Source organism: Microbacterium mcarthurae (genome assembly GCF_046064585.1).
Lineage (GTDB): Bacteria > Actinomycetota > Actinomycetes > Actinomycetales > Microbacteriaceae > Microbacterium > Microbacterium mcarthurae.
The window spans coordinates 105,132-127,561 of the sequence record NZ_JAROCE010000005.1 but is presented as its reverse complement, the minus strand read 5'-3'; the positions used below and the strand labels follow the sequence as shown (position 1 = coordinate 127,561).

24 protein-coding genes and 1 tRNA gene are annotated in these 22,430 nt (G+C 70.7%); 19 read left to right on the top strand and 6 right to left on the bottom strand.

Annotation, left to right across the window (positions count from 1 at the left end; genetic code table 11):
* Window positions 1-1,029: 1,029 nt before the first annotated feature.
* The 18 genes from P5G46_RS14465 (at window position 1,030) to P5G46_RS14380 (ending at window position 18,190) form a co-directional block, all read left to right on the top strand.
* Window positions 1,030-1,686, top strand: a complete 657-nt coding sequence (locus P5G46_RS14465; RefSeq protein WP_239275995.1) for a tetratricopeptide repeat protein — start codon at window positions 1,030-1,032, stop codon at window positions 1,684-1,686.
* Complete coding sequence (locus P5G46_RS14460) at window positions 1,683-2,720, top strand: HAD-IIA family hydrolase (protein WP_239275994.1); 1,038 nt, start codon at window positions 1,683-1,685, stop codon at window positions 2,718-2,720. Before P5G46_RS14465 ends, P5G46_RS14460 begins: the two co-directional genes overlap by 4 nt.
* Before the next feature lie 19 nt (window positions 2,721-2,739).
* Window positions 2,740-2,901: a hypothetical protein gene (locus P5G46_RS14455; RefSeq protein ID WP_239275993.1), complete on the top strand. Its 162-nt coding sequence runs from the start codon at window positions 2,740-2,742 to the stop codon at window positions 2,899-2,901.
* The gene (locus P5G46_RS14450; RefSeq protein ID WP_239275992.1) at window positions 2,898-3,698 is read left to right on the top strand and encodes a TlyA family RNA methyltransferase; all 801 of its coding nucleotides are present in this window, start codon (window positions 2,898-2,900) and stop codon (window positions 3,696-3,698) included. Before P5G46_RS14455 ends, P5G46_RS14450 begins: the two co-directional genes overlap by 4 nt.
* Window positions 3,695-4,615 carry an NAD kinase gene (locus P5G46_RS14445; RefSeq protein WP_239275991.1) on the top strand — a complete coding sequence of 307 codons (921 nt, stop codon included), beginning with the start codon at window positions 3,695-3,697 and terminating at the stop codon, window positions 4,613-4,615. The genes P5G46_RS14450 and P5G46_RS14445 overlap by 4 nt, the downstream gene beginning before the upstream one ends.
* Window positions 4,612-6,321 (top strand): DNA repair protein RecN, encoded by a 1,710-nt coding sequence (gene recN / locus P5G46_RS14440; protein WP_408905953.1) that lies wholly within the window; start codon window positions 4,612-4,614, stop codon window positions 6,319-6,321. The genes P5G46_RS14445 and recN overlap by 4 nt, the downstream gene beginning before the upstream one ends.
* A gap of 123 nt (window positions 6,322-6,444) precedes the next feature.
* Complete coding sequence (gene pyrG, locus P5G46_RS14435; protein ID WP_239275999.1) at window positions 6,445-8,154, top strand: CTP synthase; 1,710 nt, start codon at window positions 6,445-6,447, stop codon at window positions 8,152-8,154.
* A 1-nt stretch (window position 8,155) separates the two neighbouring features.
* Window positions 8,156-8,734 carry an NUDIX domain-containing protein gene (locus P5G46_RS14430; RefSeq protein ID WP_239275989.1) on the top strand — a complete coding sequence of 193 codons (579 nt, stop codon included), beginning with the start codon at window positions 8,156-8,158 and terminating at the stop codon, window positions 8,732-8,734.
* Between the two features lies 1 nt (window position 8,735).
* Window positions 8,736-9,665 (top strand): site-specific tyrosine recombinase XerD, encoded by a 930-nt coding sequence (xerD, locus tag P5G46_RS14425; protein WP_239275988.1) that lies wholly within the window; start codon window positions 8,736-8,738, stop codon window positions 9,663-9,665.
* A gap of 294 nt (window positions 9,666-9,959) precedes the next feature.
* The gene (locus P5G46_RS14420) at window positions 9,960-10,862 is read left to right on the top strand and encodes a ParA family protein (protein ID WP_239275987.1); all 903 of its coding nucleotides are present in this window, start codon (window positions 9,960-9,962) and stop codon (window positions 10,860-10,862) included.
* Window positions 10,846-11,709, top strand: coding sequence for a segregation and condensation protein A (locus P5G46_RS14415; protein WP_239275986.1), 864 nt, complete (start codon window positions 10,846-10,848; stop codon window positions 11,707-11,709). The genes P5G46_RS14420 and P5G46_RS14415 overlap by 17 nt, the downstream gene beginning before the upstream one ends.
* Window positions 11,699-12,316, top strand: coding sequence for an SMC-Scp complex subunit ScpB (gene scpB, locus P5G46_RS14410; protein WP_239275985.1), 618 nt, complete (start codon window positions 11,699-11,701; stop codon window positions 12,314-12,316). The genes P5G46_RS14415 and scpB overlap by 11 nt, the downstream gene beginning before the upstream one ends.
* The gene (locus tag P5G46_RS14405) at window positions 12,313-13,074 is read left to right on the top strand and encodes a pseudouridine synthase (protein WP_239275984.1); all 762 of its coding nucleotides are present in this window, start codon (window positions 12,313-12,315) and stop codon (window positions 13,072-13,074) included. The genes scpB and P5G46_RS14405 overlap by 4 nt, the downstream gene beginning before the upstream one ends.
* Window positions 13,075-13,126: 52 nt before the next feature.
* Complete coding sequence (locus P5G46_RS14400; RefSeq protein WP_239275983.1) at window positions 13,127-14,260, top strand: prephenate dehydrogenase; 1,134 nt, start codon at window positions 13,127-13,129, stop codon at window positions 14,258-14,260.
* Window positions 14,253-14,966: a (d)CMP kinase gene (gene cmk / locus P5G46_RS14395; protein WP_239275982.1), complete on the top strand. Its 714-nt coding sequence runs from the start codon at window positions 14,253-14,255 to the stop codon at window positions 14,964-14,966. The genes P5G46_RS14400 and cmk overlap by 8 nt, the downstream gene beginning before the upstream one ends.
* A complete protein-coding gene (der, locus tag P5G46_RS14390; RefSeq protein WP_239275981.1) occupies window positions 14,956-16,479 on the top strand; it encodes a ribosome biogenesis GTPase Der in 1,524 nt (507 codons plus the stop codon). The genes cmk and der overlap by 11 nt, the downstream gene beginning before the upstream one ends.
* Before the next feature lie 167 nt (window positions 16,480-16,646).
* Complete coding sequence (locus P5G46_RS14385; RefSeq protein ID WP_239275980.1) at window positions 16,647-17,087, top strand: DUF805 domain-containing protein; 441 nt, start codon at window positions 16,647-16,649, stop codon at window positions 17,085-17,087.
* A gap of 200 nt (window positions 17,088-17,287) precedes the next feature.
* Window positions 17,288-18,190, top strand: a complete 903-nt coding sequence (locus P5G46_RS14380; protein ID WP_239275979.1) for an NUDIX hydrolase — start codon at window positions 17,288-17,290, stop codon at window positions 18,188-18,190.
* 122 nt (window positions 18,191-18,312) lie between these two features.
* Here P5G46_RS14380 and P5G46_RS14375 read toward each other — a convergent pair whose 3' ends face one another.
* Window positions 18,313-18,696 carry an RNA-binding S4 domain-containing protein gene (locus P5G46_RS14375; protein WP_239275978.1) on the bottom strand — a complete coding sequence of 128 codons (384 nt, stop codon included), beginning with the start codon at window positions 18,694-18,696 and terminating at the stop codon, window positions 18,313-18,315.
* 39 nt (window positions 18,697-18,735) lie between these two features.
* Window positions 18,736-19,314, bottom strand: coding sequence for a GNAT family N-acetyltransferase (locus P5G46_RS14370; protein WP_239275977.1), 579 nt, complete (start codon window positions 19,312-19,314; stop codon window positions 18,736-18,738).
* A gap of 303 nt (window positions 19,315-19,617) precedes the next feature.
* Here P5G46_RS14370 and P5G46_RS14365 point away from each other — a divergent pair.
* A tRNA-Pro gene (locus tag P5G46_RS14365) sits at window positions 19,618-19,691 on the top strand.
* 246 nt (window positions 19,692-19,937) lie between these two features.
* Here the strand turns inward: P5G46_RS14365 and P5G46_RS14360 are convergent.
* From P5G46_RS14360 to P5G46_RS14345, 4 genes are read right to left on the bottom strand one after another with little or no spacing between them, the layout of a single operon-like run.
* Entirely contained in the window at window positions 19,938-21,128 is a 1,191-nt protein-coding gene (locus P5G46_RS14360) for a tyrosine-type recombinase/integrase (RefSeq protein ID WP_408905952.1), read from the bottom strand.
* Window positions 21,121-21,333, bottom strand: coding sequence for a helix-turn-helix domain-containing protein (locus tag P5G46_RS14355; protein ID WP_408905951.1), 213 nt, complete (start codon window positions 21,331-21,333; stop codon window positions 21,121-21,123). Before P5G46_RS14355 ends, P5G46_RS14360 begins: the two co-directional genes overlap by 8 nt.
* Window positions 21,317-21,916 (bottom strand): hypothetical protein, encoded by a 600-nt coding sequence (locus P5G46_RS14350; RefSeq protein WP_408905950.1) that lies wholly within the window; start codon window positions 21,914-21,916, stop codon window positions 21,317-21,319. Before P5G46_RS14350 ends, P5G46_RS14355 begins: the two co-directional genes overlap by 17 nt.
* Window positions 21,917-21,927: 11 nt before the next feature.
* Window positions 21,928-22,404: a single-stranded DNA-binding protein gene (locus P5G46_RS14345; protein WP_408905949.1), complete on the bottom strand. Its 477-nt coding sequence runs from the start codon at window positions 22,402-22,404 to the stop codon at window positions 21,928-21,930.
* Window positions 22,405-22,430 lie beyond the last annotated feature (26 nt).

Below are 22,430 nucleotides of genomic sequence, written 5' to 3'. Positions count from 1 at the left end.
CGCCGATGGTACTGCAGGGGGGACCCTGTGGGAGAGTAGGACACCGCCGGACTTCTTCACACGAAATGGCCACCCAACGCTGGGTGGCCATTTCGCATATACGGACACATTTCCGGGAGAAGGATCGCCATGTCGAACGACGACGCGAACGAACGAAACGGCAACGGAGGTCGTTCCGACGATCGTCCCCGCGGTCGTTCCTCAGCAGGCGGCGGTGCCGCCGGGGGTCGCGACCGACCCGTCCGTGACGCCTCTTCGCGCCCCTTCCGCCGCAGAGATGATGCGGCTGCTCGGCCGCGCCGGGACGGCGACGAGCGTCCGCGGCGCGACGGCGATCGCTCTCGCGGCGCCGATGACGCCGCGCGAGGGCAGCGCGAGCCGCGACCGTACCGCTCGGATCGGGGTGCCGACGCGCGGCCCCGACGCGATACCGAGTCGCGTCCCGCGCGTCGCGACGGCGACACGCCTGCACGCCCCCGTCGCGACGACACCCGCCCCTTCCGCCCGCGCGGGGCCGATGGGTCTGACCGGGGGCGCACCGGTGGCCGTCGTCCCTCGGGGGATCGTCCCGCGTTCGGTGACCGTCGTCCTTCAGGAGATCGTCGTCCGTCGGGGGATCGTCCCGCGTTCGGTGACCGTCGTCCTTCAGGAGACCGTCGTTCCTCCGGCGATCGTCCCGCCTTCGGCAATCGCGGATCCTCGGGGGATCGTCGTTCCTCCGGTGACCGGCCCGCATTCGGTGACCGCCGTTCTTCGGGTGATCGTTCGGCTGGTGGCGAGCGTCGTGGGACCGGCGACCGCCGGCCTTCCGGCGACCGCCGGCCTTCCGGCGACCGCCGACCGGGTGCCGGCGCTCCACGGCGATTTGACCGTGAAGACAGCCGCGCGACACGACCGCCGCAGGATCAGCGCGAGCGCGGACCGCAGATCCCCGACGAGGTCACGGCTCGCGACCTGCCCGGCGCGGCGCGAAACGAACTCAAGACGCTCAGCAAGGACAACGCCGAGAACGTCGCGCGTCATCTGGTGATGGCCTCGCGTTTGATCGACGAAGACCCCGCTCTCGCACACGAGCACGCCCTGGCGGCATCCCGGAGCGCCGGCCGTGTCGCGATCGTCCGTGAGACGGTCGCGATCACCGCCTACGCGATCGGCGATTTCGCCCTCGCTCTCCGCGAGCTGCGGACGCACCGACGTATCTCGGGTTCCGATGAGCAGCTTCCCCTGATCGTCGATAGCGAACGCGGCGTCGGCCGGCCCGATCGCGCGCTCGAGGAGGGGCGCTCCGTGGACCGGGCGACTCTCCCCGCTGCCGTGCGCGCCCAGCTGGCCATTGCGATGTCGGGCGCGCGCCTCGACCTGGGGCAGCCCGAGCGTGCCCTGCAGGAACTCGAGATCCCGGAAGCGGATCCGAACCGCGCCTTCGAGTGGAGCCCTGCGCTGTTCTCGGCCCGCGCCGCCGTGCTCGAAGAGCTCGAACGCGAGGACGAGGCGGCGGAATGGTTCCGCCGCGCGGAGATCGCGGCCGATGCCCTCGACGCGGCCGCCGGGGTCGCCGACCGCGAGGTCATCGTCGTCGAGGAGATCGACGTGATCGACGACGACGGCGCTGTGGATGTGGCATCCGGGGTCATCCCTGTGGAAACCTCGGAGGACGCGGAAGAAGCAGAGGAAGACCAGTCATGATCTTCGGGCGGAGCAAACCGGCATCCACGCCGTTGGAGGGCATCGACGTCGTCCTCACAGATCTTGACGGCGTCGTCTACGCCGGCCCGGGAGCCCTGCCCCACGCTGTCGACAGCCTCAACCGGGCCGCAGACGAAGGCCGACGTCTCGGGTACATAACGAACAACGCTTCGCGAACAGATGCCTCCGTCGCCGAGCACCTGACCTCCCTGGGGTTGCGCGTCGCGCCCGACGATGTGGTCACGAGCCCGCAGGCCGCGATGCGTCTGCTCCGCGATCTCGTGCCGGCCGGCTCGACCCTGCTGGTCGTCGGGGGAGAAGGACTGGTTGTCGAGGTGGAGAAGGCCGGTTTCGTCGTCACCCGCAGTGCGGAGGACTCTCCCGCCGCCGTCGTTCAAGGCTTCGCCCCGGAGGTCGGCTGGAAACAGCTCGCGGAAGCCGCGTACGCTCTGGCGACTCCCCCCGAGGACGGTGGGATCCCGTGGGTGGCGACGAACACCGACTGGACCATTCCTCAGGCGCGTGGCATCGCCCCGGGAAACGGCACCCTCGTCTCTGCGGTTCACACCGCCGTCGGTCGCTTGGCGACGGTCGCGGGTAAGCCCGAGCGACCGATCTTCGACGTGGCCGTGGCCCGCACGGGCGCGAAGGCGCCCTTGTTCATCGGGGATCGCCTCGACACCGACATCCAGGGGGCGCGGACCGCGGGTATGCCCTCGGTCCTCGTGCTCACCGGTATCGACAGGCCGAAGCAAGTGCTCGCGGCGCCGCCGAACCAGCGTCCGGATTTCATCGTCGCCGATCTGCGCGAACTGTTCGAGCCCTACCCGGCCACGGTCGTCAAGGGGGAACGAACGCGCGTCGGCGACGCGATCGTCGAGATCGACGGTGTCGATCTGCGCATCGTGTCGGCGGGCGACCGGCAGATCGACCTGCTGCGTGCGGGAGCCGCCGCCATCTGGAACTCGGGTCGAGCCATCTTCGGGTTCCGCGTTCCCGAGCAGCTGTACGCGGACCCCTTCCGAGCGCGCTGACGTCGATAGCATGGCATCCATGTCGGACGACCGCGAGACCGCTGCCGACGCCGAGCTGATCGGCCGCCTGCGCATCATCGAGGAGCAACCCCTCGAGACGCGTGCGGAGGCGTATGCGGCGGTGCACGACGAGCTCGCGCGTCGCCTGGAATCGGGCGCGGCGACGCCGACCGACGAATGAGCGGGCGTCTCGACGCCGAGCTCGCCGGACGGGGACTGGCGCGATCCCGCACGCATGCCGCGCAGTTGATCACCGATGGCCTCGTGAGCGTCGACGGACGCGGCGTGGTCAAGCCGTCGATGCGCGTCGACGACGACGCGCGGATCGAGGTCGCGGGGGCCGATCACTACGTCAGCCGCGGCGCCCACAAGCTGCTCGCCGCGCTCGAAGCCTTCGGCGTCGACCCCGCAGGCCGGGTCGCTCTCGACCTGGGCGCGTCCACGGGGGGCTTCACCCAAGTGCTGCGAGAACGCGGCGCGAGCCCCGTGATGGCGGTCGACGTGGGCCGCGGGCAGTTATCCCCGGCCCTTGCGGCCGACACCGGAGTCGTGTCCGTCGAGGGGTATAACGTTCGGTTCATGACCGCCGCCACCCTGTCCGCCGCGACCGGCGTGACACAGCGGCCGAGCATCGTCACCGGCGACCTTTCGTTCATCTCCCTCCCTCACGTGCTTCCGGCGATCGCCGCCACCGCCGCGCCCGCGGCCGAGATCCTGCTGCTCATCAAGCCGCAGTTCGAGGTCGGGCGGACGGCGGTCAAAGGCGGCCTCGTGACCGACCCCGCCCTGCGCGCAGACGCCGTGCACGGGGTGCTCTGGGCGGCATGGGACGTGGGCCTTCGCACGAACGGAATCATCGCCTCGCCCATCGTGGGAACACACGGCAACCAGGAGTATGTGGCGTGGTTCTCGGACGCTCACGGCACGGACCCCTCAGAATGGGAGAGCACCGTGACCCGACTGACCGGAAGCCGATGACCCCCAGCGAACGCCGAATCCTGCTCGTCGTCCACGCCCGACGTGATGACACCGTCGAGGCGGCGCAGCGCGTCCTGTCCGCGGTGCGCGCGGCCGGTGCGGTGCCGGTGGTCTCGGCCGAGGACCGCCCGGAACTCGCCGAACGGTTGTCGCTCGAGGGGGTCGAGACGCTCGGCGTCGATGTCACGGTCGACGACCTCGAGCTGGCCATCGTGCTCGGCGGCGACGGCACGATCCTGCGCGCCGCCGAGACGGTGCGCGGCGGGACGGCACCGATCCTCGGAATCAACATGGGACACGTCGGATTCCTCGCCGAGATCGAACGCGACGACATGGACGACGCCGTGCGGCGCGTGATCGCGCGCGACTACCGCGTCGAGGAGCGCCTCGCCCTCGCGGTGAAGGTGCTCGATGCCGACGACCGGGTGATCTTCGAGACGTGGGCGCTGAACGAGGCCACCGTCGAGAAGGCCAGCCGCGAACGCATGCTCGAAGTCGTCATGGAGGTCGACGGGAAGCCCCTGTCGTCGTTCGGGTGCGACGGCATCGTCGTGGCCACCCCCACCGGTTCCACCGCCTACAACTTCTCGGCCGGCGGCCCCGTGATCTGGCCGACGGTCGAGGCGATCGCGGTGGTGCCGCTCTCGGCCCACGCCCTCTTCGCGCGGCCGCTCGTCGTCAGCCCCGACGCCACCGTAGCGGTCGAGGTGCTCGAGCGCACGAGCGGGAGCGGCATCCTGTGGTGCGACGGTCGACGCTCGCACGAGCTCCCGCCCGGCGCGCGCGTCGCCGTGCGGCGGTCGTCGCGCCCGGTTCGGCTCGCCCGGCTGCATCCGGCGGCGTTCACCGATCGCCTCGTGCGCAAGTTCCGCCTGCCCGTCACCGGGTGGCGTGGCGGGCTGGGAGGTCAGCCGTGATCGAAGAGATGCGGTTGCGTGACCTCGGTGTGATCGCCGATGCCACCCTGCCCATCGGGCGGGGCTTCACCGCCATCACGGGCGAGACGGGTGCCGGAAAGACCATGGTCGTCACCGGCCTCGGCCTGCTGCTCGGTCAGCGCGCCGACTCCGGCGCCGTGCGTTCGGGGGCGGCGCAGGCGGCGGTCGAGGGCGTCTGGCTCATCCCCGAACACGGACCCGTCGCCGCGCGCGTGCGCGAAGCCGGGGGAGACGTCGAACCGCTCGGCGACGGCGCCGCCGAGCTGTACCTCGGGCGCACCGTGTCGAGCGAGGGGCGAGGACGCGCGACCGTGGGCGGCCGGACCGCGCCTGCGGGAGTGCTCGCCGACCTCGCCGACGACCTCGTCGTGGTGCACGGTCAGTCCGATCAACTGCGGCTGCGCTCGGCATTCGCTCAACGCGAAGCACTCGATCGCTTCGGCGGAGAACCCGTCGCCGCCGCGCGTGCTGCCTACCGTGCGGCGTGGGACTCCTGGCGAGCCCTGGATGCCGAACTGTCGACGCTGACCACCGACCGCGACGCCCGCGCCCGCGAGGCGGAGGAGCTGCGCGCGGCGATCGCCGAGATCGAAGCGGCGGCGCCGCTCCCCGGCGAAGAGGAGGAGCTCGCCCGTCGAGCGGAGCGTCTCGCCAACGCCGAAGAGCTGCGCATCGCCGCCGCCGGCGCACACGCCGTTCTCTCGAGCGACGACGACACGCCCGACGTGGTCACGCTGCTCGCCGAGGCGCGCCGCGCCCTCGAGCGCGTGTCGGGCAGTGATGCGGCGCTCGCCGCGATCGGGGAGCAGGTCGCCGACCTCGGCTACCGCGCCACCGACGCGGCGGTCGCGCTCTCGGGCTACCTCGCGGACCTCGACGAGTCCGGACCGCACGAGCTCGCCGCCGTCGACGAGCGCCGGGGCGTCCTCGCCGCGCTGGCCCGCACCCACGGCTCGGTGGATGCCGCGATCGCGCTGCTCGAGACCGGGTCGGCGCGACTGCTCGAGCTCGACGACGACAGCGACCGCATCGAGCGTCTCGGCGCCGAGCGCGACGCCGCAGCGGCCGAACTCGACGCCGCAGCCGAAACGCTCACGGCGGCGCGGCGAGAGGCCGCCGAACGGCTCGCCGCAGCCGTCACGGAAGAGCTTCATGCCCTTGCTCTTCCGGACGCCACGCTCACCGTGGAGGTGACACCGTCCGGCACCCCCGGTGCGCACGGCCGCGACGATGTCGCGATCCTCCTCGCCCCGCACCCGGGCGCCGACCCGCGCCCGGTCTCGCGCGGAGCCTCCGGCGGCGAGCTGAGCCGGGTCATGCTGGCCATCGAGGTCGTCATCGCCGGTGTCGACCCGGTGCCGACGTTCGTCTTCGACGAGGTGGATGCCGGGATCGGCGGCGCGGCGGCGATCGAGGTCGGACGCCGTCTGGCGCGTCTGGCCGAGTCGTCCCAGGTCATCGCGGTCACGCACCTCGCTCAGGTCGCCGCTTTCGCCGGCAACCATCTGACCGTGGTCAAGGGCAACGACGGCGCCGTGACGGCATCCAGTGTCCGCCGGTTGGAGGGAGCGGAGCGCGAGGCCGAGATGGCGCGCCTGCTGTCGGGTCTCAGCGACTCGGATGCCGCGCTGACGCACGCGCGAGAACTCCTGGAGACCGGACGCGCCGTGTCCGAAGCCGGTTAGCGCGACACGGGATCGTCACATCGGGGTGACCCGCGTGTCGGTGGTCGATGCGAGACTTCCCTCATCGCGTGACGCGCCTCGCGCCGCCACTGACCGAGACGACTGATAGGATCGAAGCCCGTGATGCAGACTTCGGACGCGGGACATTCAGACGACAACACCACGGCATCGACCTTCACCACGAAGCACATCTTCGTGACCGGAGGAGTGGTCTCGTCTCTCGGTAAGGGCCTGACGGCGGCAAGCCTCGGCAACCTTCTCACGGCGCGGGGTCTCCACGTCGTCATGCAGAAGCTCGACCCCTACCTCAACGTGGATCCGGGCACGATGAACCCGTTCCAGCACGGCGAAGTGTTCGTCACCGACGATGGGGCCGAGACCGACCTCGACATCGGACACTACGAGCGCTTCCTCGACATCGAGCTGAGCCAGGCGGCCAACGTCACCACCGGTCAGATCTACTCGCAGGTCATCGCGCGCGAGCGCCGCGGTGAGTACCTCGGCGACACCGTGCAGGTCATCCCGCACATCACCGACGAGATCAAGCGCCGCATGCGGCTGCAGGCGACCGAGACGCCGCAGCCCGACGTGATCATCACCGAGATCGGCGGGACGGTCGGCGACATCGAGTCGCAGCCGTTCATCGAGTCCGCGCGTCAGATCCGCCACGAGCTCGGCCGCAAGAACGTCTTCTTCGTGCACGTCTCCCTCGTCCCCTTCATGGGCGCGTCCGGCGAGCAGAAGACCAAGCCCACGCAGCACTCCGTCGCCGCCCTCCGCTCGATCGGCATCCAGCCCGACGCGCTCGTGCTGCGCAGCGACCGGCCTGTGACCGAGTCGAACAAGCGCAAGATCGCCCTGATGTGCGACGTCGATGAGGATGCCGTCGTCAACGCCGTCGACGTGCCGAGCATCTACGACATCCCGACGATGCTGCACGACCAGGGGCTCGACGCCTACATCGTCGACGCGCTCGACATCGACAAGGCCGCCGACGTCGACTGGTCGCGCTGGCAGCGCGTGCTGCAGGCGGTGCACAACCCCAAGCACGAGGTCACGATCGGCCTCGTCGGCAAGTACATCGATCTGCCCGACGCCTATCTCTCCGTGACCGAGGCCATCAAGGCCGGCGGGTTCGCGCAAGAGACGCACGTGAAGATCACGTGGATCCCGTCCGACCTGTGCGAGACGCCCGAGGGCGCGGCGAAAGCCCTCTCCGCGGTCGACGGCATCATCGTGCCCGGCGGGTTCGGCATCCGTGGCATCGAAGGCAAGCTCGGTGCGCTGCGCTTCGCCCGCGAGCAGGGCATTCCGACGCTCGGGATCTGCCTGGGCCTGCAGTGCATGGTCATCGAGTACGCGCGCACCGTCGCGGGGCTCGAGGGGGCATCGTCGAGTGAGTTCGACCCCGACACCGTGCACCCGGTCGTCGCCACCATGGCCGAGCAGGTCGACATCCTCCAGAGCGGAGACCTGGGCGGCACCATGCGCCTCGGCCTGTACCCCGCGGATCTCGCCGAGGGGTCGCTCGCGGCCGAGGTGTACGGCGAGGGCCGCGTGTCCGAGCGTCACCGCCACCGGTACGAGGTCAACAACGCCTACCGTCAGCAGCTGAGCGACGCGGGTCTGGTGTTCTCGGGTCTCAACCCCGACCTCGACTTGGTCGAGTACGTCGAGCTTCCGCGCGACGTCCACCCGTACTACATCGCGACGCAGGCCCACCCAGAGCTGCGGTCGCGTCCGACCGAGCCGCACCCGCTGTTCCGCGGTCTCGTCGGCGCCGCACTCGAGCGTCACCGCTCGAGCGAGCTGTTCGACGTCGAGGAGGACTGACATGGAGTCGCTGCGCGACGAGCCTGTCGACCTGGAGGTCGTCGCCAGCGACCTCGTGTACCGGGGCGCGGTGTGGGACGTCCGGTCCGACACCGTGCGGTACGGCGAGGGGGAGATGACGCGTCAGTACGTCGAGCATCCCGGCGCCGCCGCGGTCGTCGCGCTCGACGATGAGGGTCGGGTCGTGCTCATCCAGCAGTATCGACAGCCGATCAAGGAGCGCGACTGGGAGATCCCGGCCGGCCTCCTCGATGTCGACGGCGAGCCGCCCCTCGAGACGGCCAAGCGCGAGTTGACCGAGGAAGTCGATCTCGCGGCCGAGCGGTGGCAGCACCTCGTTTCGGTCCACACCACCCCCGGGGGCAACGACGAGATCGTGCACCTCTTCTTGGCCCGTGGTCTCTCGGACGTCGTTACCGACTACGAGCGAGAACACGAGGAGTCCGACATGCGGGTCGAGCGTGTGCCGCTGGCCGACGTGATCGACGGCGTGCTCGCGGGGCGCCTGCGCAACGGCATCCTGGCCACCGGAGTGCTCGCCGCGGCCGAGGTGCTGCGTCGCGAGGCCGCGTCGGCCTGACGTGGAACTGGGGCGCGCGGTCGAGACGTACCTGCGCCACGTCGCGCTCGAGCGCGGGCTGTCCGACCACACGGTCGCCGCGTATCGCCGCGACCTCGGGGTCTACGTGGACTGGCTGCGACAGCGTGGAGTCGTGGACACGGATGCCGTGACGCCCACGATGGTCGCCGAGTTCGCCGCCGAGCGCGCCGCGGCCGAACCGCCACCGGCGGCCTCGTCGCTCGCGCGGCTGCAGTCCTCGGTGCGGGGGCTGCACCGGTTCCTCGTCCGCGAAGGGCGCGCCGACGACGACCCGAGCGGTCGTCTGCGTCCCCCCAAGGCTCCCCGCCGGCTCCCCAAGGCCCTGTCGATCACGCAGGTCGAGCAGCTTCTGACGGCATCGGGCCCCGCGCCGGGGTCGTCGGAGGCGACCGCGGCAGACCCGTCGGCGGTCCGCGACCGGGCGCTGCTCGAGCTGCTGTACGCCACCGGTGCCCGGGTGTCCGAGATCGTGCAGCTCGACGTGGACGACACCGCGCACGGCGACGTGCTGCGGGTGCGGGGCAAGGGCGCGAAAGAGCGGATCGTCCCCGTCGGGTCGTATGCCCGCGACGCCGTCGAGGCCTACCTCACCCGGGTGCGCCCGGGCTGGGCGGCGAAGGGGCGCGCGACGCCGCGGCTTTTCCTCGGCGTGCGCGGGGCGCCGTTGTCGCGCCAGAGCGCGTGGCTCATCATCCAGGCGGCCGCGGAGCGCGCGGGACTGACGGCGCACGTCTCGCCGCACACGCTGCGTCATTCGTTCGCGACGCATCTGCTGCAGGGGGGTGCCGACGTGCGGGTGGTGCAGGAGCTCCTCGGGCACGCCTCTGTCGCGACGACGCAGATCTACACGCACGTCTCGGTCGACGCGCTTCGCGACATCTACGCCACCGCCCACCCGCGGGCCCGCTGACCACGGCCGAGGCGTTGGGCATCCACCCCGGCGCCGGGGCACGGCATCCCGTTCCGCGGTTGCGAGAACAGGGGATGTCATGGGAACAGGCGGATGCGGCGGGTTTCGGCCTGTTTTGGGTGCGGTGCCTGTTTTGAGTGCGGCGGTGGGGGTGGCGTCCGGGGGTGCGGTGGTTCGGCGCTCGCGGCGCAGCGCCCGTTGCGGGGTGGGTGCCGGTCCGCACGACGTCCGCTGTTCGGGTGCACCGCGGGTCTCCCGGCGTGCGGCGGGGTGGCGAGTAGACTCGGGGGCGTTATGACGAAGGCGGGAGACTCGGTGTCGGCGAGCACGAAGGGGACGGCGAAGAGCGCGGACGAGGTCATCCTCGGACCCACCGGACGGCCGTACAACGGTTTCCCCACGCCCCCCAAGCTCGACAGCCACGGTCCCGCACGCATCATCGCCCTGTGCAATCAGAAGGGCGGCGTCGGCAAGACGACGACCACCATCAACCTCGCGGCATCGCTCGCGGGCTACGGTCGCCGGGTGCTGGCGATCGACTTCGACCCGCAGGGCGCGCTGTCGGCGGGTCTCGGCATCCAGACGCACGACGTCCCCACGATCTACGACCTGCTGCTGGACACCAAGCGCGATCCGCGTGAGGCCATCGTTCACACGCGCGTCGACGGTCTCGACCTGATCCCGGCGAACATCGATCTGTCCGCCGCCGAGGTGCACCTGGTCAACGAGGTCGCACGCGAGACGATCCTCGCCCGCGTGCTGCGCAAGGTCGCAGCCGACTACGACGTCGTCCTGGTGGATTGCCAGCCGTCGCTGGGCCTGCTGACCGTCAACGCGCTCACCGCCGCGCACGGCGTGCTGATCCCGCTCGAGTGCGAGTTCTTCGCCTTGCGCGGTGTCGCCCTGCTCATCGAGACCATCGACAAGGTGCGTGACCGGCTGAACCCCGCGATCGAGCTCGACGGCGTGCTCGCCACGATGTACGACCCGCGCACGCTCCACTCGCGCGAGGTGCTCGAGCGCGTGGTCGAAGCGTTCGGAGACGACGTCCTCGAGACGGTGATCGGACGCACGGTGAAGTTCCCGGATGCCTCGGTCTCGGGCATGCCGATCACGGAGTTCGCGCCCGAGCACGCCGCCGCACAGGCCTACATGCGGCTGGCGCGGGAGCTGGTCGCCCGTGGCGCCGTCGCCTGACGACAGCGCTTCCCCCACGGCGCCGGAGGGCGCCGGCGCCGAGGCGGCAGCCGCGACGGAGGATGCCGCGGGCTTCCGCGTCTCGCTGCCCGTCTTCGACGGACCCTTCGACCTGCTGCTCAACCTCATCTCCGCGCACGAGCTCGACATCACCGAGGTCGCGCTCAGCCGCGTCACCGACGAGTTCATCGCGTACCTGCGCGCCCTCGGCCCGGAGGGCGACCTCGACGAGGCATCCGAGTTCCTCGTGGTGGCCGCGACGCTGCTGGACATGAAGATCGCCGGGCTCCTCCCGCAGGGCGAGCTCGTGGATGCCGAGTCGGTGGCGTTGCTCGAAGCGCGCGACCTGCTCTTCGCGCGCCTGCTGCAGTACCGGGCGTTCAAGGAGGTGTCCGCGTGGTTCGCGCGATGCCTGCAGCGCGAAGACCGCCGGCACACCCGGAACGTGCGTCTCGACGAGAAGTACCGCAGCGCCGTTCCCGAACTCGTGTGGACCCTCACCGCCGAGGACTTCGCCGCGCTCGCCGTGGTCGCCCTCGCGCCGAAGCACCCGCCGACGGTCGGGCTCGATCACCTGCACGCGCCGCTGGTGAGCATCCGCGAGCAGGCCGCGATCGTGGTGACACTGCTGCGGAGCGCCGGAACCGCGAACTTCCGTGACCTGGTCGCCGGTGTCACGCAGACCGGTGTGGTCGTGGCCCGGTTCCTCGCGATCCTCGAGCTCTACCGCCACGCGGCGCTGTCCTTCGAGCAGCTGGAACCGCTGGGGGAGCTGACCCTGCGCTGGACCGCCGAGAGGTGGTCGGAAGAGAACCTCGCCGCCCTGGGAGCCGACTATGACCGATGACACCCTCGCCGACACGGATACCGCCGCCCCTCCCGCGCGCCCGAACGACGCGGCCTCCGTCGCCCGCAGACTCGAAGCGATCCTGTTGATCCTCGACGAGCCGCAGAGCCTCGTCGCGCTCGCCGCGGCCGTCGCCGCCCCCGTTCCGGCGGTACGTCAGGCGATCGAGGGTCTCGTCGCCGACTACGACGGCGAAACCGGTGGGCCGCGGCGCGGGTTCGAGCTGCGCGAGGTCGGCGGCGGATGGCGCCTCTATGTGCGCGAGGAGTACGACGACGTCGTCGGGGAGTTCGTGAACACGCAGGCGCCCTCGCGGCTGTCGCAGGCGGCGCTCGAGACCCTGGCCGTCATCGCGTACAAGCAGCCCGTGACGCGGGGGCAGGTGGCATCCATCCGCGCCGTGAACGTGGACTCGGTGGTCCGCACGCTGCTCGCGCGCGGGCTGATCACCGAGGTGTTCACCGACCCCGACACGGGCGCCATCCACTACGGGACGACCGATCAGCTGCTGGTCAACCTGGGCATCAACTCGCTCGACGAGCTGCCCCACATCTCGCCGTTGCTCGACGACGGCGCGGACGGATTCGACGGAGAGGTGCTCAGATGAGCGACGAGGGCGTACGCCTGCAGAAAGTCCTGGCGAACGCGGGGGTCGCCTCGCGGCGGGTGTCGGAGCAGATGATCGTGGAGGGCCGAGTCCGCGTGAACGGCACGGTCGTCACCGAGCTCGGCTCGCGCATCGACCCCGAGACCGACCTCGTCGACGTCGACGGGGTGGCGGTGCAGCTGGACGCCTCGAAGCGGTACGTCATCCTCAACAAGCCCACCGGGGTCGTGAGCTCGATGAACGACGACCGCGGGCGGCCGGACCTCCGCCGCTTCACGAAAAACTGGCCCGAGCGTCTGTACAACGTCGGACGCCTGGATGCCGACACCTCGGGGCTCCTCGTCCTCACCAACGACGGCGACCTGGCGCACGTGCTCGCACACCCCTCGTTCGGCGTGACGAAGGTCTACATCGCAAAGGTCGACGGGCAGGTCCTGCCGCAGACGATCCAGCGGCTGCTCAAGGGCGTCGAGCTCGAGGACGGGCAGATCGCGGCCGACAAGGCGCGGCTGCTGGACTCGTCGCGCGGCGAGAGCCTCGTGGAGCTCACGCTGCACTCCGGGCGCAACCGGATCGTGCGGCGCATGATGGCCGAGGTCGGTCACCCGGTCGTCGAGCTGGTGCGGCGGCAGTTCGGTCCGCTCCACCTGGGAACTCTCCCGGTGGGGAAGGCGCGCGAGTTGACTACAGTAGAACGCGGCGCACTGCTCACGCTGTCTCGTCGAGACGGCGACACTCCGGCCGCTCCGGCCGAGTGACGCGCGGGCGCCGCGCGGTGCGAGTGCCACCGCCTGGGCAGCAGGAGACCCGATGATCGAACCGAACGGAACGTCCGCGCGCGCGGAGGCGCCGTTGGCGACCCGCACGAGCGGCACGGTGCGCGTCGTCGGCTCCGGCCTCCTCGGAGCGAGCGTCGGGCACGCCCTCACCGCGCTCGGCGTCGACGTCGTCCTCGCCGACACGTCACCGTCGCAGCTGCGCCTCGCGATCGACTACGGCGCGGGGCGTGCGGCCCGTGACGACGACTCCCCGTCGCTCATCGTGGTGGCCGTGCCGCCCGACGTCGTCGCCGACGTCGTGCAGCGGGAGCTGCAGACCTACCCGGATGCCGTGGTCACCGACGTCGCGAGCGTCAAGCTCGAGCCGCTGCGGACGCTGCGTTCGCGCGGCGTCGACCTCACGCACTACATCGGCTCGCACCCGATGGCCGGACGCGAGCGCGGGGGAGCGATCTCCGCCCGCGCCGACATCTTCGTCGGGCGTCCCTGGGTGGTCTGCCGCGACGGTGAGACCTCGGCGCACGACCTGTCCCTGGTGGAAGGGCTCGCCCTCGACCTCGGGGCGACGCTCATCGAGATGACCCCCGAGGAGCACGACGAGTCCGTCGCGCTCATGTCGCACGTTCCCCAGCTGGTCGCGAGCCTCCTGGCGGGGCGGTTCGTGACGGCCCGCGACGGCTCGCTGCGCCTCGCGGGTCAGGGCGTGCGCGACACCACCCGCATCGCGGCATCCGCTCCTGAACTGTGGGTTCAGATCCTCGGCGCCAACGCGGCGCCCGTGGTCGAGGTGCTCGACGAACTCGCCGCCGACCTCAGCGACGTCGCGTCGGCGCTCCGCGACCCCGATGCCCCGGGCGCGCGTCGCGCGGTCGCCGACATGATCCGCCGTGGCAACGAGGGCGTGGAGCGCCTCCCCGGCAAGCACGGACAGAACCGTCGTTTCGACACGTTCGTCGTCATGGTCGACGACACCGCCGGTCAGCTCGGCCGCCTCTTCGGCGAGCTCGGCGACCTCGACGTCAACGTCGAAGACCTGCGTCTCGAGCACTCGCCGGGGGCTCCCTTCGGCCTGGCCGAGATCAGCGTCGTCCCCGACGCCGTCCGCCGAGCCGTCGACGGGCTCCAGCAGCGCGGATGGCGGATTGCGAGCACCACCCATGACTGAGCCCCTCACCAAGCCCTCCGCCGACGCTCCCGTCCTCGTCGTCGCGATCGACGGACCCGCCGGCAGCGGCAAGTCGAGCGTCTCGAAGGCCGCGGCGACGCGCCTCGGGTTCGGATTCCTCGACACCGGGGCCGCCTACCGGGCGCTCGCCTGGCACGCGCTCGAGCACGGCAGCGACACCTCCGACGCCACCGCGGTGCTCGAGGTCTTCGGCGACTTCGACTACGCCATCTCGCTCGACCCGGCCGACCGCTGGGTCCGCGTCGGCGGCACCGATGTCACCGCCGCGATCCGCGAACCGCGCGTCACGGATGCCGTGAGCGGCGTGGCCCGCGTGCCCGCCGTGCGGCAGGCCGTGAACGACCTGTTCCGCCGGCTCGTGGCATCCTCGGGTCTGCGCGGTGTCGTGGTCGAGGGCCGCGACATCACCACGGTCGTGTACCCCGACGCGCCGGTGCGGATCCTGCTCACGGCCGCGCCCGAGGTGCGCGCCGCACGCCGGAGCGCCGAGCTGACCTCGCAGGACGCCGCGGCCGTCGCGGCTTCCCTGCACAAGCGGGATGCCGCTGATTCCACCGTCGTCGACTTCCTCAGCGCCGCCCCCGGCGTCGAGGTCGTCGACTCGACGCACCTCGATTTCGAACAGACCGTCGACGCCGTGCTTCACGTCGTCGACTCCACGATGGGAGCCCGCGATGGGCGTTGACGACGAGTACGAAGGCGGGCCCGACCAGCTCGCCGAGAAGATGGCCGACCTCGATGAGGTCTTGGCCGAGCAGCGTGCGGAGGCGCTGCGCGCGGGCCTCGAGGATTTCGACCTCGATGAGGAGGACGCCCAGCTCCTGGCGGGCCTCGCCTCGGGGGAGGACGGCATCGAGTTCCTGCCGGCGTTGCCGGTCGTGGCGATCGTCGGTCGCCCGAACGTCGGCAAGTCGGCGCTGGTGAACCGCATCCTCGGGCGGCGTGAAGCGGTCGTCGAGGACACCCCGGGCGTCACTCGCGACCGCGTGACCTACAAGGCCGAGTGGCTCGATCGCCGGTTCTCGCTGGTCGACACCGGCGGCTGGGAGCCCGACGCCCGCGGCATCGACCGCTCGGTGGCGGCGCAGGCCGAGGTCGCGATCGATCTCGCCGATGTCGTGCTGTTCGTGGTGGATGCCACGGTCGGCGCGACCGCGACCGACGAGCACGTCGTGCGGCTGCTGCGCAAGACCAAGAAGCCCGTGTTCCTCGTGGCCAACAAGGTCGACGACGCCCGCCAGGAACCGGAGGCCGCGGCCCTGTGGAACCTCGGTCTCGGTGAGCCGCACCCCGTCTCGGCCATCCACGGCCGCGGGGTGGCCGATCTCCTCGACGAGCTGATGAAGGTGCTGCCGCAGGTCTCGGCGGTCGCGAAGTACGAGATCGGCGGCCCGCGCCGCGTCGCGATCCTCGGCCGCCCGAACGTCGGGAAATCGTCGCTGCTGAACAAGGCCGCCGGCGAGGAGCGAGTGGTGGTCAACGAGCTCGCCGGCACCACTCGTGACCCCGTGGACGAGGTCGTCGAACTCGGCGGCAAGCTCTGGACGCTCGTCGACACCGCCGGCATCCGACGTCGCGTGCACCTGCAGCAGGGCGCCGACTTCTACGCGTCGCTGCGCACCTCGACGGCCCTGGAGAAGTCTGAGGTCGCCGTCGTCGTGCTCGACGTGTCGCAGCCGATCAGCGTGCAGGACCTCAACATCATCGACCTGGTCCTGGAGTCGGGTCGTGCGCTCGTGCTCGCCTTCAACAAGTGGGACCGTCTGAACGACGACGACATGGAGAACGCCGACCGCCGTCGCTACCTCGAGCGTGAGATCGAGCAGGACCTCGCGCACGTGACGTGGGCGCCGCGCGTGAACATCTCGGCGCGCACCGGCCGCCACCTCGACAAGCTCGTGCCCGCGCTCGAGACGGCGCTAGAGTCGTGGGACCAGCGCATCCCCACGGGCAAGTTCAACGCCTTTCTCGCCGAGCTCGTCGCCGAGCACCCGCACCCGCTGCGTGGCGGGAAGCAGCCGCGCATCCTGTTCGGCACGCAGGCGTCGACGCGGCCGCCGACGTTCGTGCTGTTCACGACCGGGTTCCTCGACCCGGGCTACCGCCGGTTCATCCAGCGCCGCCTGCGCGAGATCTACGGTTTCGAGGGCACCCCGATCGTGCTGAACATGCGCATCCGCGAGAAGCGCCAGCGCTGAGCTGCCCCCTGAACGCCCCGGCCCCGGCCGGGGCGTTCGTCGATCCTCGGGCGGCTCGGCGTGTCATGTTTCCTGAAAGACACCTGAGTGTCGATAGAGTCCACACCGGCGGACCAATCCGGTTCGCCGGAGTGGCATCCCTTTCGATGCCGTGATGGGGGATCATCGTGACCAATTCGCAGACCGCTCCGGCGCTGAGTCAGCCGTACTATGGGGCACCGATCGGTGCCGCGGTGCAGCGCTTCTTCAAGAAGTACGCCACCTTCACCGGCCGTGCCAGCCGCAGCGAGTACTGGTGGTGGGCCCTGGTGCAGGCCGTCGTCTCGTTCGCGTTGACGTTGCTCGCTCTGGCCACGGGCGGACCGACCGTCGACGAGCTCGGCAACCCGACCGCCCCGAGCGGCCTCGGCCTGGTGTTCTTCGTGATCTACCTGCTGTGGGCGCTGGCCACGATCGTGCCGCACCTCGCGCTGACCGTGCGTCGTCTGCACGACACCAACCGCAGTGGGTTCTGGATCTTCATCGCCTTCGTTCCGTTCGTCGGCGGTCTCGTCCTGTTCATCTTCATGCTGCTGCCCTCCAACCCGGAGGGCGCGCGCTTCGACTGACGCGCTGCCGACGCGCCCCGATCCTGCCCGGGTCGGGGCGCGTCCGCGTTCCTGCCCGCCCGGGTAGCGCCGAGACTTCATCGCGCCGACGACTCGCCGGCATCCTGCGCCCCGTTCGTCAGCGCGATGACGTCTCGCGAGATGGCGGGAGGTGACGCGCGGCGCGTCCAGCCGCGCGCGGCTGTGCCAGGCTGGGGAGGATGACGATTCAGCCTCCCGCCCCCGGTGAACCGCGGCGTCCCCACGGGCCCCGCGACCCCGGTGACGCGTGGGTGGTCGCGCCCACCGGCGAGAAGTACTGGGGCCGTTTCGGCGCTGCGGGGCTGCTCGCCGTCGACGCGGACCGCGGTGTGCTGCTGCAGCACCGCGTGTCGTGGAGCCACTTCGGCGACACCTGGGCGCTGCCCGGAGGTGCACGGCACGAGGGCGAATCCGCTCGTGACGGCGCCCTGCGTGAGTCCGCGGAAGAAGCCGGAGTCCCGGTGGATGCCGTGCACCCCCGCTTCGAGAGCGTCCTCGACCTCGGCATCTGGACGTACTCGACGCTCGTCGCCGACGTGACCGTGCCGTTCGAGCCGGTCATCAGCGACCCGGAGAGCGTCGCGCTGGAGTGGGTGCCGATCGACGAGGTGGCATCCCGTCCGCTGCATCCGGGGTTCGCTGCGGCGTGGCCGATGCTGCGCGACGCGCTGCCGGTGCGGCCCGCCGTGGTCGTCGACGTCGCGAACGTCATGGGGTCGGTGCCCGACGGGTGGTGGAACGACCGCGCCGGCGCGGCACAGCGCCTGCTCGCGCGGCTTTCTCAGCTCGCCGTGGAGGGGATGGATGCCGAGCACCTCGGCCTCCCGGCGACGCGCTGGTTCCCGTCGGTAGCGGCGGTGCTTGAGGGGGAAGCCCGCGGGGCGGACGTGGGCTCCGAACACGTGGAGGTGTTCCGTGCGTCCGGGTCGGGCGATGACGAGATCGTCGCCGTGGCGCGGGGATTTTTAGGTCTGCGGAGCCCGGTGATCGTCGTGACCAGCGATCGGGGGCTCGCGGCGCGGGTCGAGGACCTCGGTGCGTCGGTGCACGGGGCGCGGTGGTTGCGGGATCAGCTCGCCTGAGGCGTTCGGGGCGAATTCTGCGGTGCGGCGCCGGGCCTTAGCTTCGTGGTGCCCAGTACCTCCGTTGTGATGGCGGTGGGGACGTGAGTCTGTTCGGCACACCGGCCGTTCGGGGAACGCGGTCAGTCGAGGTCGCGACCGCGGAGCTTCTCGATCTCGCGGCGGTCGCGCTTGGTGGGGCGGCCCGCGCCGCGGTCGCGGACCGGCACGAACGGCATGCTCTCGCGCGGCGGGGGTGGGGGAGTGCGGTCGTCGACCGCCTCGGCCACGAGGGCCGCGCCGACTCGCTTCGCGATCGTCTTCTTCACGACGAGGATGCGATCGAAGCCCTGGATCCTCACGCGCAACTCGTCGCCGGGCCGCACGGGCTGGGCGGCCTTGGCGCGGTCGCCGTTGACGCGCACGTGTCCTGCGCGGCAGGCCGTGGTCGCGGCCGACCGGGTCTTGTAGACACGCACGGCCCACAGCCACGCGTCCACGCGCGCGGTGGTCGTGGCATCCGTCATCGAGGCTCCTTCGGGGAACCTCCATCGTAGGTCGGGGGATCAGTTCCGGAGTGTGAGGGACACGAGGGCGCGATCGGGCTTCGGGCGGTCGACGACGGCGAATCCGGCGTCCTCGAAGACGGCTACCGTGCCGAGGTACAGGTCGTTCACGGGGATCTTCGCGGCCGAGGTATCGCGCGGATACCCCTCGAGGACGCGGGCGCCGCCGTCGCGCGCCGCTTCGACGGCGGCATCCAGCAGGCCCCGCATGAGGCCGCTGCCCCGGTGCGCTTTGCGGATGACGAAACACGTGACCGCCCACACCGTGTCGTCGTCGAGCGGTTCGGTGGTCGAGCCGGTGACGTTGCGGGTGCGGGCGAGTCGGGGCTGCGCCGTGCGGGGCCCGACACGCACCCAGCCGGCGGGCTCGCCGTCGACGTACGCGATGAGCCCGGGTGGGCGGCCGCCGTCGACCTCGGCGCGGAACATCTCGGTGCGCTCGGCGACCGAGGTCTCCTCCCAGGGGCCGTTCGGCAGCAGCCACCACTGGCACTGGCATTCGGGACCGTCTCCGCTGTCGAGCGCGCGCTCGGCGTCGTCGAAGCGTTCGTGGGTGGCGGGGAGGATCTCGATGCTCATGCCGCGACGGTAGCGAGGGGGTCGGACACCGGCAAAGGATGCCGTGCGGCTTGCGGCGCTCGATCGCGCCATGGTGGACGACCGACGCGCCGACCCAGCACTTCGGCGCGATGGAAGGATGCCCTGCGCCCGGCACACGCCCGGGACGGCACCGGTTCGCGGGACGTGCGCGGAGCGGGTAAGATAATCGAGTTGCCCGCTCGCGGGCGACGGGATGTGGCGCAGCTTGGTAGCGCACTTGACTGGGGGTTAAGGGGTTCAAGCCCCTCGCCAATCGGCCCGAACAACTGAATATCAACGTCACGGGCTGTGGCGCAGCTTGGTAGCGCACATGACTGGGGGTCATGGGGTCGCAGGTTCAAATCCTGTCAGCCCGACGCAAAAGCCCTGGTGAGAGCATGTTTCGACATGATTCTCGCCAGGGCTTCGTCGTGTCCGAGGTCGGCTTCGGGTGCGCAGGCGAGTCGGCTGCGTGAGGTCTGGTTCGGGCCGTGGCCCGACCGCTCCGTGAGGCCCGCCGCGGCGGCGAGGTGGACCAAATGGTGCCTGCGAGGTGGACCAATCTGCGGGCAGGTGGGTACTCCAGCCACCGTAGAGCGGCCGGAGCGGGCTGGCGCAGGACGTCACAGGTGGGGTCCGTCGTGGCGTAGTGGCTCCCTTCTCGGTCCGGACGTGGAGAGGAACTGGTTGGCCTGTTTCGCGGCGGCGGCGAGGTGGCGGTGGTCGGAGTGCAGGTAGCCCTTGGTGGTCTCGATGGACTGGTGGCCGAGGATGCCTTGGAGCACGTGGAGCGGGATACCGGCGTCAGCCATCCAGGTCGCCCCGGTGTGCCGCAGGCCGTGCCGGGTCAGGTCCTGAAGCCCGAGGCCTTTCACGAGGTCGTCCCAGCGGGTGGCGTCGCGCACAGTCGCGGTGGTGAGCACTCCGCCGCGTGGTCCGCGCAGGAGCGGGTCGTCGGGCTTCTTGCCTGTGGCGAGACGTTCGAGGATGGGTTCGAGGGCGTCGAGGATCGGCACGAAGCGCGCGCGGCGTCCTTTGGTCTGCTTGATGACCAGGCCGCCCTTGCCGGGGTAGTGCTGGCGTTCGATCTTCACGACCCGGTTGCGCCAGTCGACGTCCCCGACGCGCAGGCCTGCGACCTCGGAGCCGCGGGCCGCCAGAAGTGCGGAGAGCATGATGTGGTCGGAGTAGGACTGGTGCACCTGGCCGCAGGCGTCGGCGAGCGTGCGGAGGGTGGTGAGGTCGGGGATCGCGTGGGCTCGTAGAGCGCCGGTGGTCTGGGTGACATGTTTGCCGAGGTTGCGGCGGGCGCGGTGCTTGGCGGGATTGACGGTGATGATGTCGTCGCGGACCGCCTCGTCAAGGACGCGCACGAGCGGGGCGATGGAGTTCTTGATCGTCGAGGCCGAGTGCTCGGTCTCCCATTGGTCGATGGTGCGGTCGATCATCCCTGCGGTGATCTTGACGACCTGGATGTGCCCAAGCGCGGGCAGCACCCTCAGCCGCAGGCCGATGTCGTAGTTCTCGGCCGTGGAGGTCGGGTCCAGGCCACGCTTCCACCGGTCCCCGATCGAGGCAGCGTAGGCGGTGAGGGTGACCGTGGTGTTGGTGCCGGTCTCTGTGACCTTGCGCATCTGGTCGAAGAACTCCTCAACCTCCTCGGCCGTGCGCACGTGGCTGACCCGTCCGACGCGCTTCTTGGTCGAGGGGTCGGTCCATCGCACGCGTGCGCGGAACCCGTCGACGCGGCGTTCGACGTCGGTGGTCAGCCGCACCCCGACCGGGGGCATGCGCCGGTTGCGGGGATCAGCCATGACCGCTCTCCTGCTCGCGCACCCATGCCCGCACCGACACCGGGTTGTAGCGGGAGACGCCACCGACCTGGAGGAACGGCGGGCCAAGGCGTTCGCGGCGCCACCGTGAGAGGGTGGCCTGGGAGACATTCAGGAATTCCGAGACCTCCCGGGCGCACCACAGCGGCTCGACCACGCCGACGCCAGGCTCAACGGTTCCGCTCATCGTCGTCACCTGCGGCCAACTCCGCGAAGAAGGCGTCCTCGGCCTCCTGCCGCTTGGCGATGTCGGTCTCCACGAACATGCGGAAGTCCTCGTCGCGGTCGGCGATCGCCACGTCCTCGATCGCCGGTACGGGGTCTTCGCCGGGCCAGGACGTCTGGCGGGTGGGGCGGTCGCGGTCCAGGCGGGTGCCGGAGGCGGCGACCCAGTCCCGAAGTCGGTTGCGGGTATCGGCGAAGTCGCGATGCCAGCCGCTCGGCGCGGATCCGTTCTGCTCGGGGTCGTAGGCGCACAGCCAGTGGATGTGCAGCGCGGACAGCTCCCACACCAGCTCGGAGTGTCGGTGCCAGAACGGCGGCAGAACGCTGGCGGGAAGACCATAGGTGTGGCGCAGCCAGGTCACCCAGCGGTCCAGCTCGGCCCACTCCGCCTCGGCTTCCTCGGCGGTGAGCAGGTTCCAGTTCACTGGGTGCGGCGGCTCGGCCACCAGGTCAGAGTCGATCTGAGGACGGTCCTCGGAGTCGTCCTCGTCGAGCTGGTCAGGTTCCGGCTCGTCGAACTCGGGTACCTCATCGGTGATGGTCATGGCTGTCACCCTCACAGACCCAGCGAGGGCGAAGTGCTCGGCGCAGCCCGCCGTTCACCGATCAGCTCGGGCGCCGCCAGGCCGGCGGGTTCGCGGGCGGGGGCCCCTCTGTCCACGGTGGCCTCGGCGCGACGGCTGCGGTCGACCTCATAGGTGGTGCGGGACAGGTCGTGGCCGACCTTCTTGGCGACGAACTCCTCGGTCTCCACGTCTTGGCCGTTGCGGTCGCTGGTGTAGGGGCGGACGTAGCCTTCGGCGACGAAGCTGTCGCCCTTGGCGAACCGCTCGTGGGCACGCTCGGCCGTGGCCCGGAACGCCACCATGTCGTGGAACGTGGGCTCCAGGCGTGTGAAGGTCCCGTCGTCCTCGCGGCGGAAGTGCTCCTGCCCGATCCGCGCGTAGAACCTCGGGCTGCCCTTGGCGGTGTGGGTGAGCTGCGGGTCGGACGCGATGAAACCCGAGATGGACTGCTGGGTGCGGATAGCCATCGGACTCTCCTCCTGACACTCGTGGC

Excerpts from the sequence above, each read along its gene's own strand:
- scpB (WP_239275985.1), top strand. The coding sequence starts at position 11,699 with ATGACCGATGACACCCTCGCCGACACGGATACCGCCGCCCCTCCCGCG.
- P5G46_RS14350 (WP_408905950.1), bottom strand. The coding sequence starts at position 21,916 with ATGACCATCACCGATGAGGTACCCGAGTTCGACGAGCCGGAACCTGAC.
- P5G46_RS14420 (WP_239275987.1), top strand. The coding sequence starts at position 9,960 with ATGACGAAGGCGGGAGACTCGGTGTCGGCGAGCACGAAGGGGACGGCG.
- P5G46_RS14455 (WP_239275993.1), top strand. The coding sequence starts at position 2,740 with ATGTCGGACGACCGCGAGACCGCTGCCGACGCCGAGCTGATCGGCCGC.
- P5G46_RS14360 (WP_408905952.1), bottom strand. The coding sequence starts at position 21,128 with ATGGCTGATCCCCGCAACCGGCGCATGCCCCCGGTCGGGGTGCGGCTG.
- P5G46_RS14460 (WP_239275994.1), top strand. The coding sequence starts at position 1,683 with ATGATCTTCGGGCGGAGCAAACCGGCATCCACGCCGTTGGAGGGCATC.
- P5G46_RS14445 (WP_239275991.1), top strand. The coding sequence starts at position 3,695 with ATGACCCCCAGCGAACGCCGAATCCTGCTCGTCGTCCACGCCCGACGT.
- P5G46_RS14430 (WP_239275989.1), top strand. The coding sequence starts at position 8,156 with ATGGAGTCGCTGCGCGACGAGCCTGTCGACCTGGAGGTCGTCGCCAGC.
- P5G46_RS14450 (WP_239275992.1), top strand. The coding sequence starts at position 2,898 with ATGAGCGGGCGTCTCGACGCCGAGCTCGCCGGACGGGGACTGGCGCGA.
- P5G46_RS14400 (WP_239275983.1), top strand. The coding sequence starts at position 13,127 with ATGATCGAACCGAACGGAACGTCCGCGCGCGCGGAGGCGCCGTTGGCG.
- P5G46_RS14370 (WP_239275977.1), bottom strand. The coding sequence starts at position 19,314 with ATGAGCATCGAGATCCTCCCCGCCACCCACGAACGCTTCGACGACGCC.
- P5G46_RS14405 (WP_239275984.1), top strand. The coding sequence starts at position 12,313 with ATGAGCGACGAGGGCGTACGCCTGCAGAAAGTCCTGGCGAACGCGGGG.
- cmk (WP_239275982.1), top strand. The coding sequence starts at position 14,253 with ATGACTGAGCCCCTCACCAAGCCCTCCGCCGACGCTCCCGTCCTCGTC.
- P5G46_RS14345 (WP_408905949.1), bottom strand. The coding sequence starts at position 22,404 with ATGGCTATCCGCACCCAGCAGTCCATCTCGGGTTTCATCGCGTCCGAC.
- P5G46_RS14375 (WP_239275978.1), bottom strand. The coding sequence starts at position 18,696 with ATGACGGATGCCACGACCACCGCGCGCGTGGACGCGTGGCTGTGGGCC.
- pyrG (WP_239275999.1), top strand. The coding sequence starts at position 6,445 with ATGCAGACTTCGGACGCGGGACATTCAGACGACAACACCACGGCATCG.
- P5G46_RS14355 (WP_408905951.1), bottom strand. The coding sequence starts at position 21,333 with ATGAGCGGAACCGTTGAGCCTGGCGTCGGCGTGGTCGAGCCGCTGTGG.
- P5G46_RS14380 (WP_239275979.1), top strand. The coding sequence starts at position 17,288 with ATGACGATTCAGCCTCCCGCCCCCGGTGAACCGCGGCGTCCCCACGGG.
- P5G46_RS14465 (WP_239275995.1), top strand. The coding sequence starts at position 1,030 with ATGGCCTCGCGTTTGATCGACGAAGACCCCGCTCTCGCACACGAGCAC.
- der (WP_239275981.1), top strand. The coding sequence starts at position 14,956 with ATGGGCGTTGACGACGAGTACGAAGGCGGGCCCGACCAGCTCGCCGAG.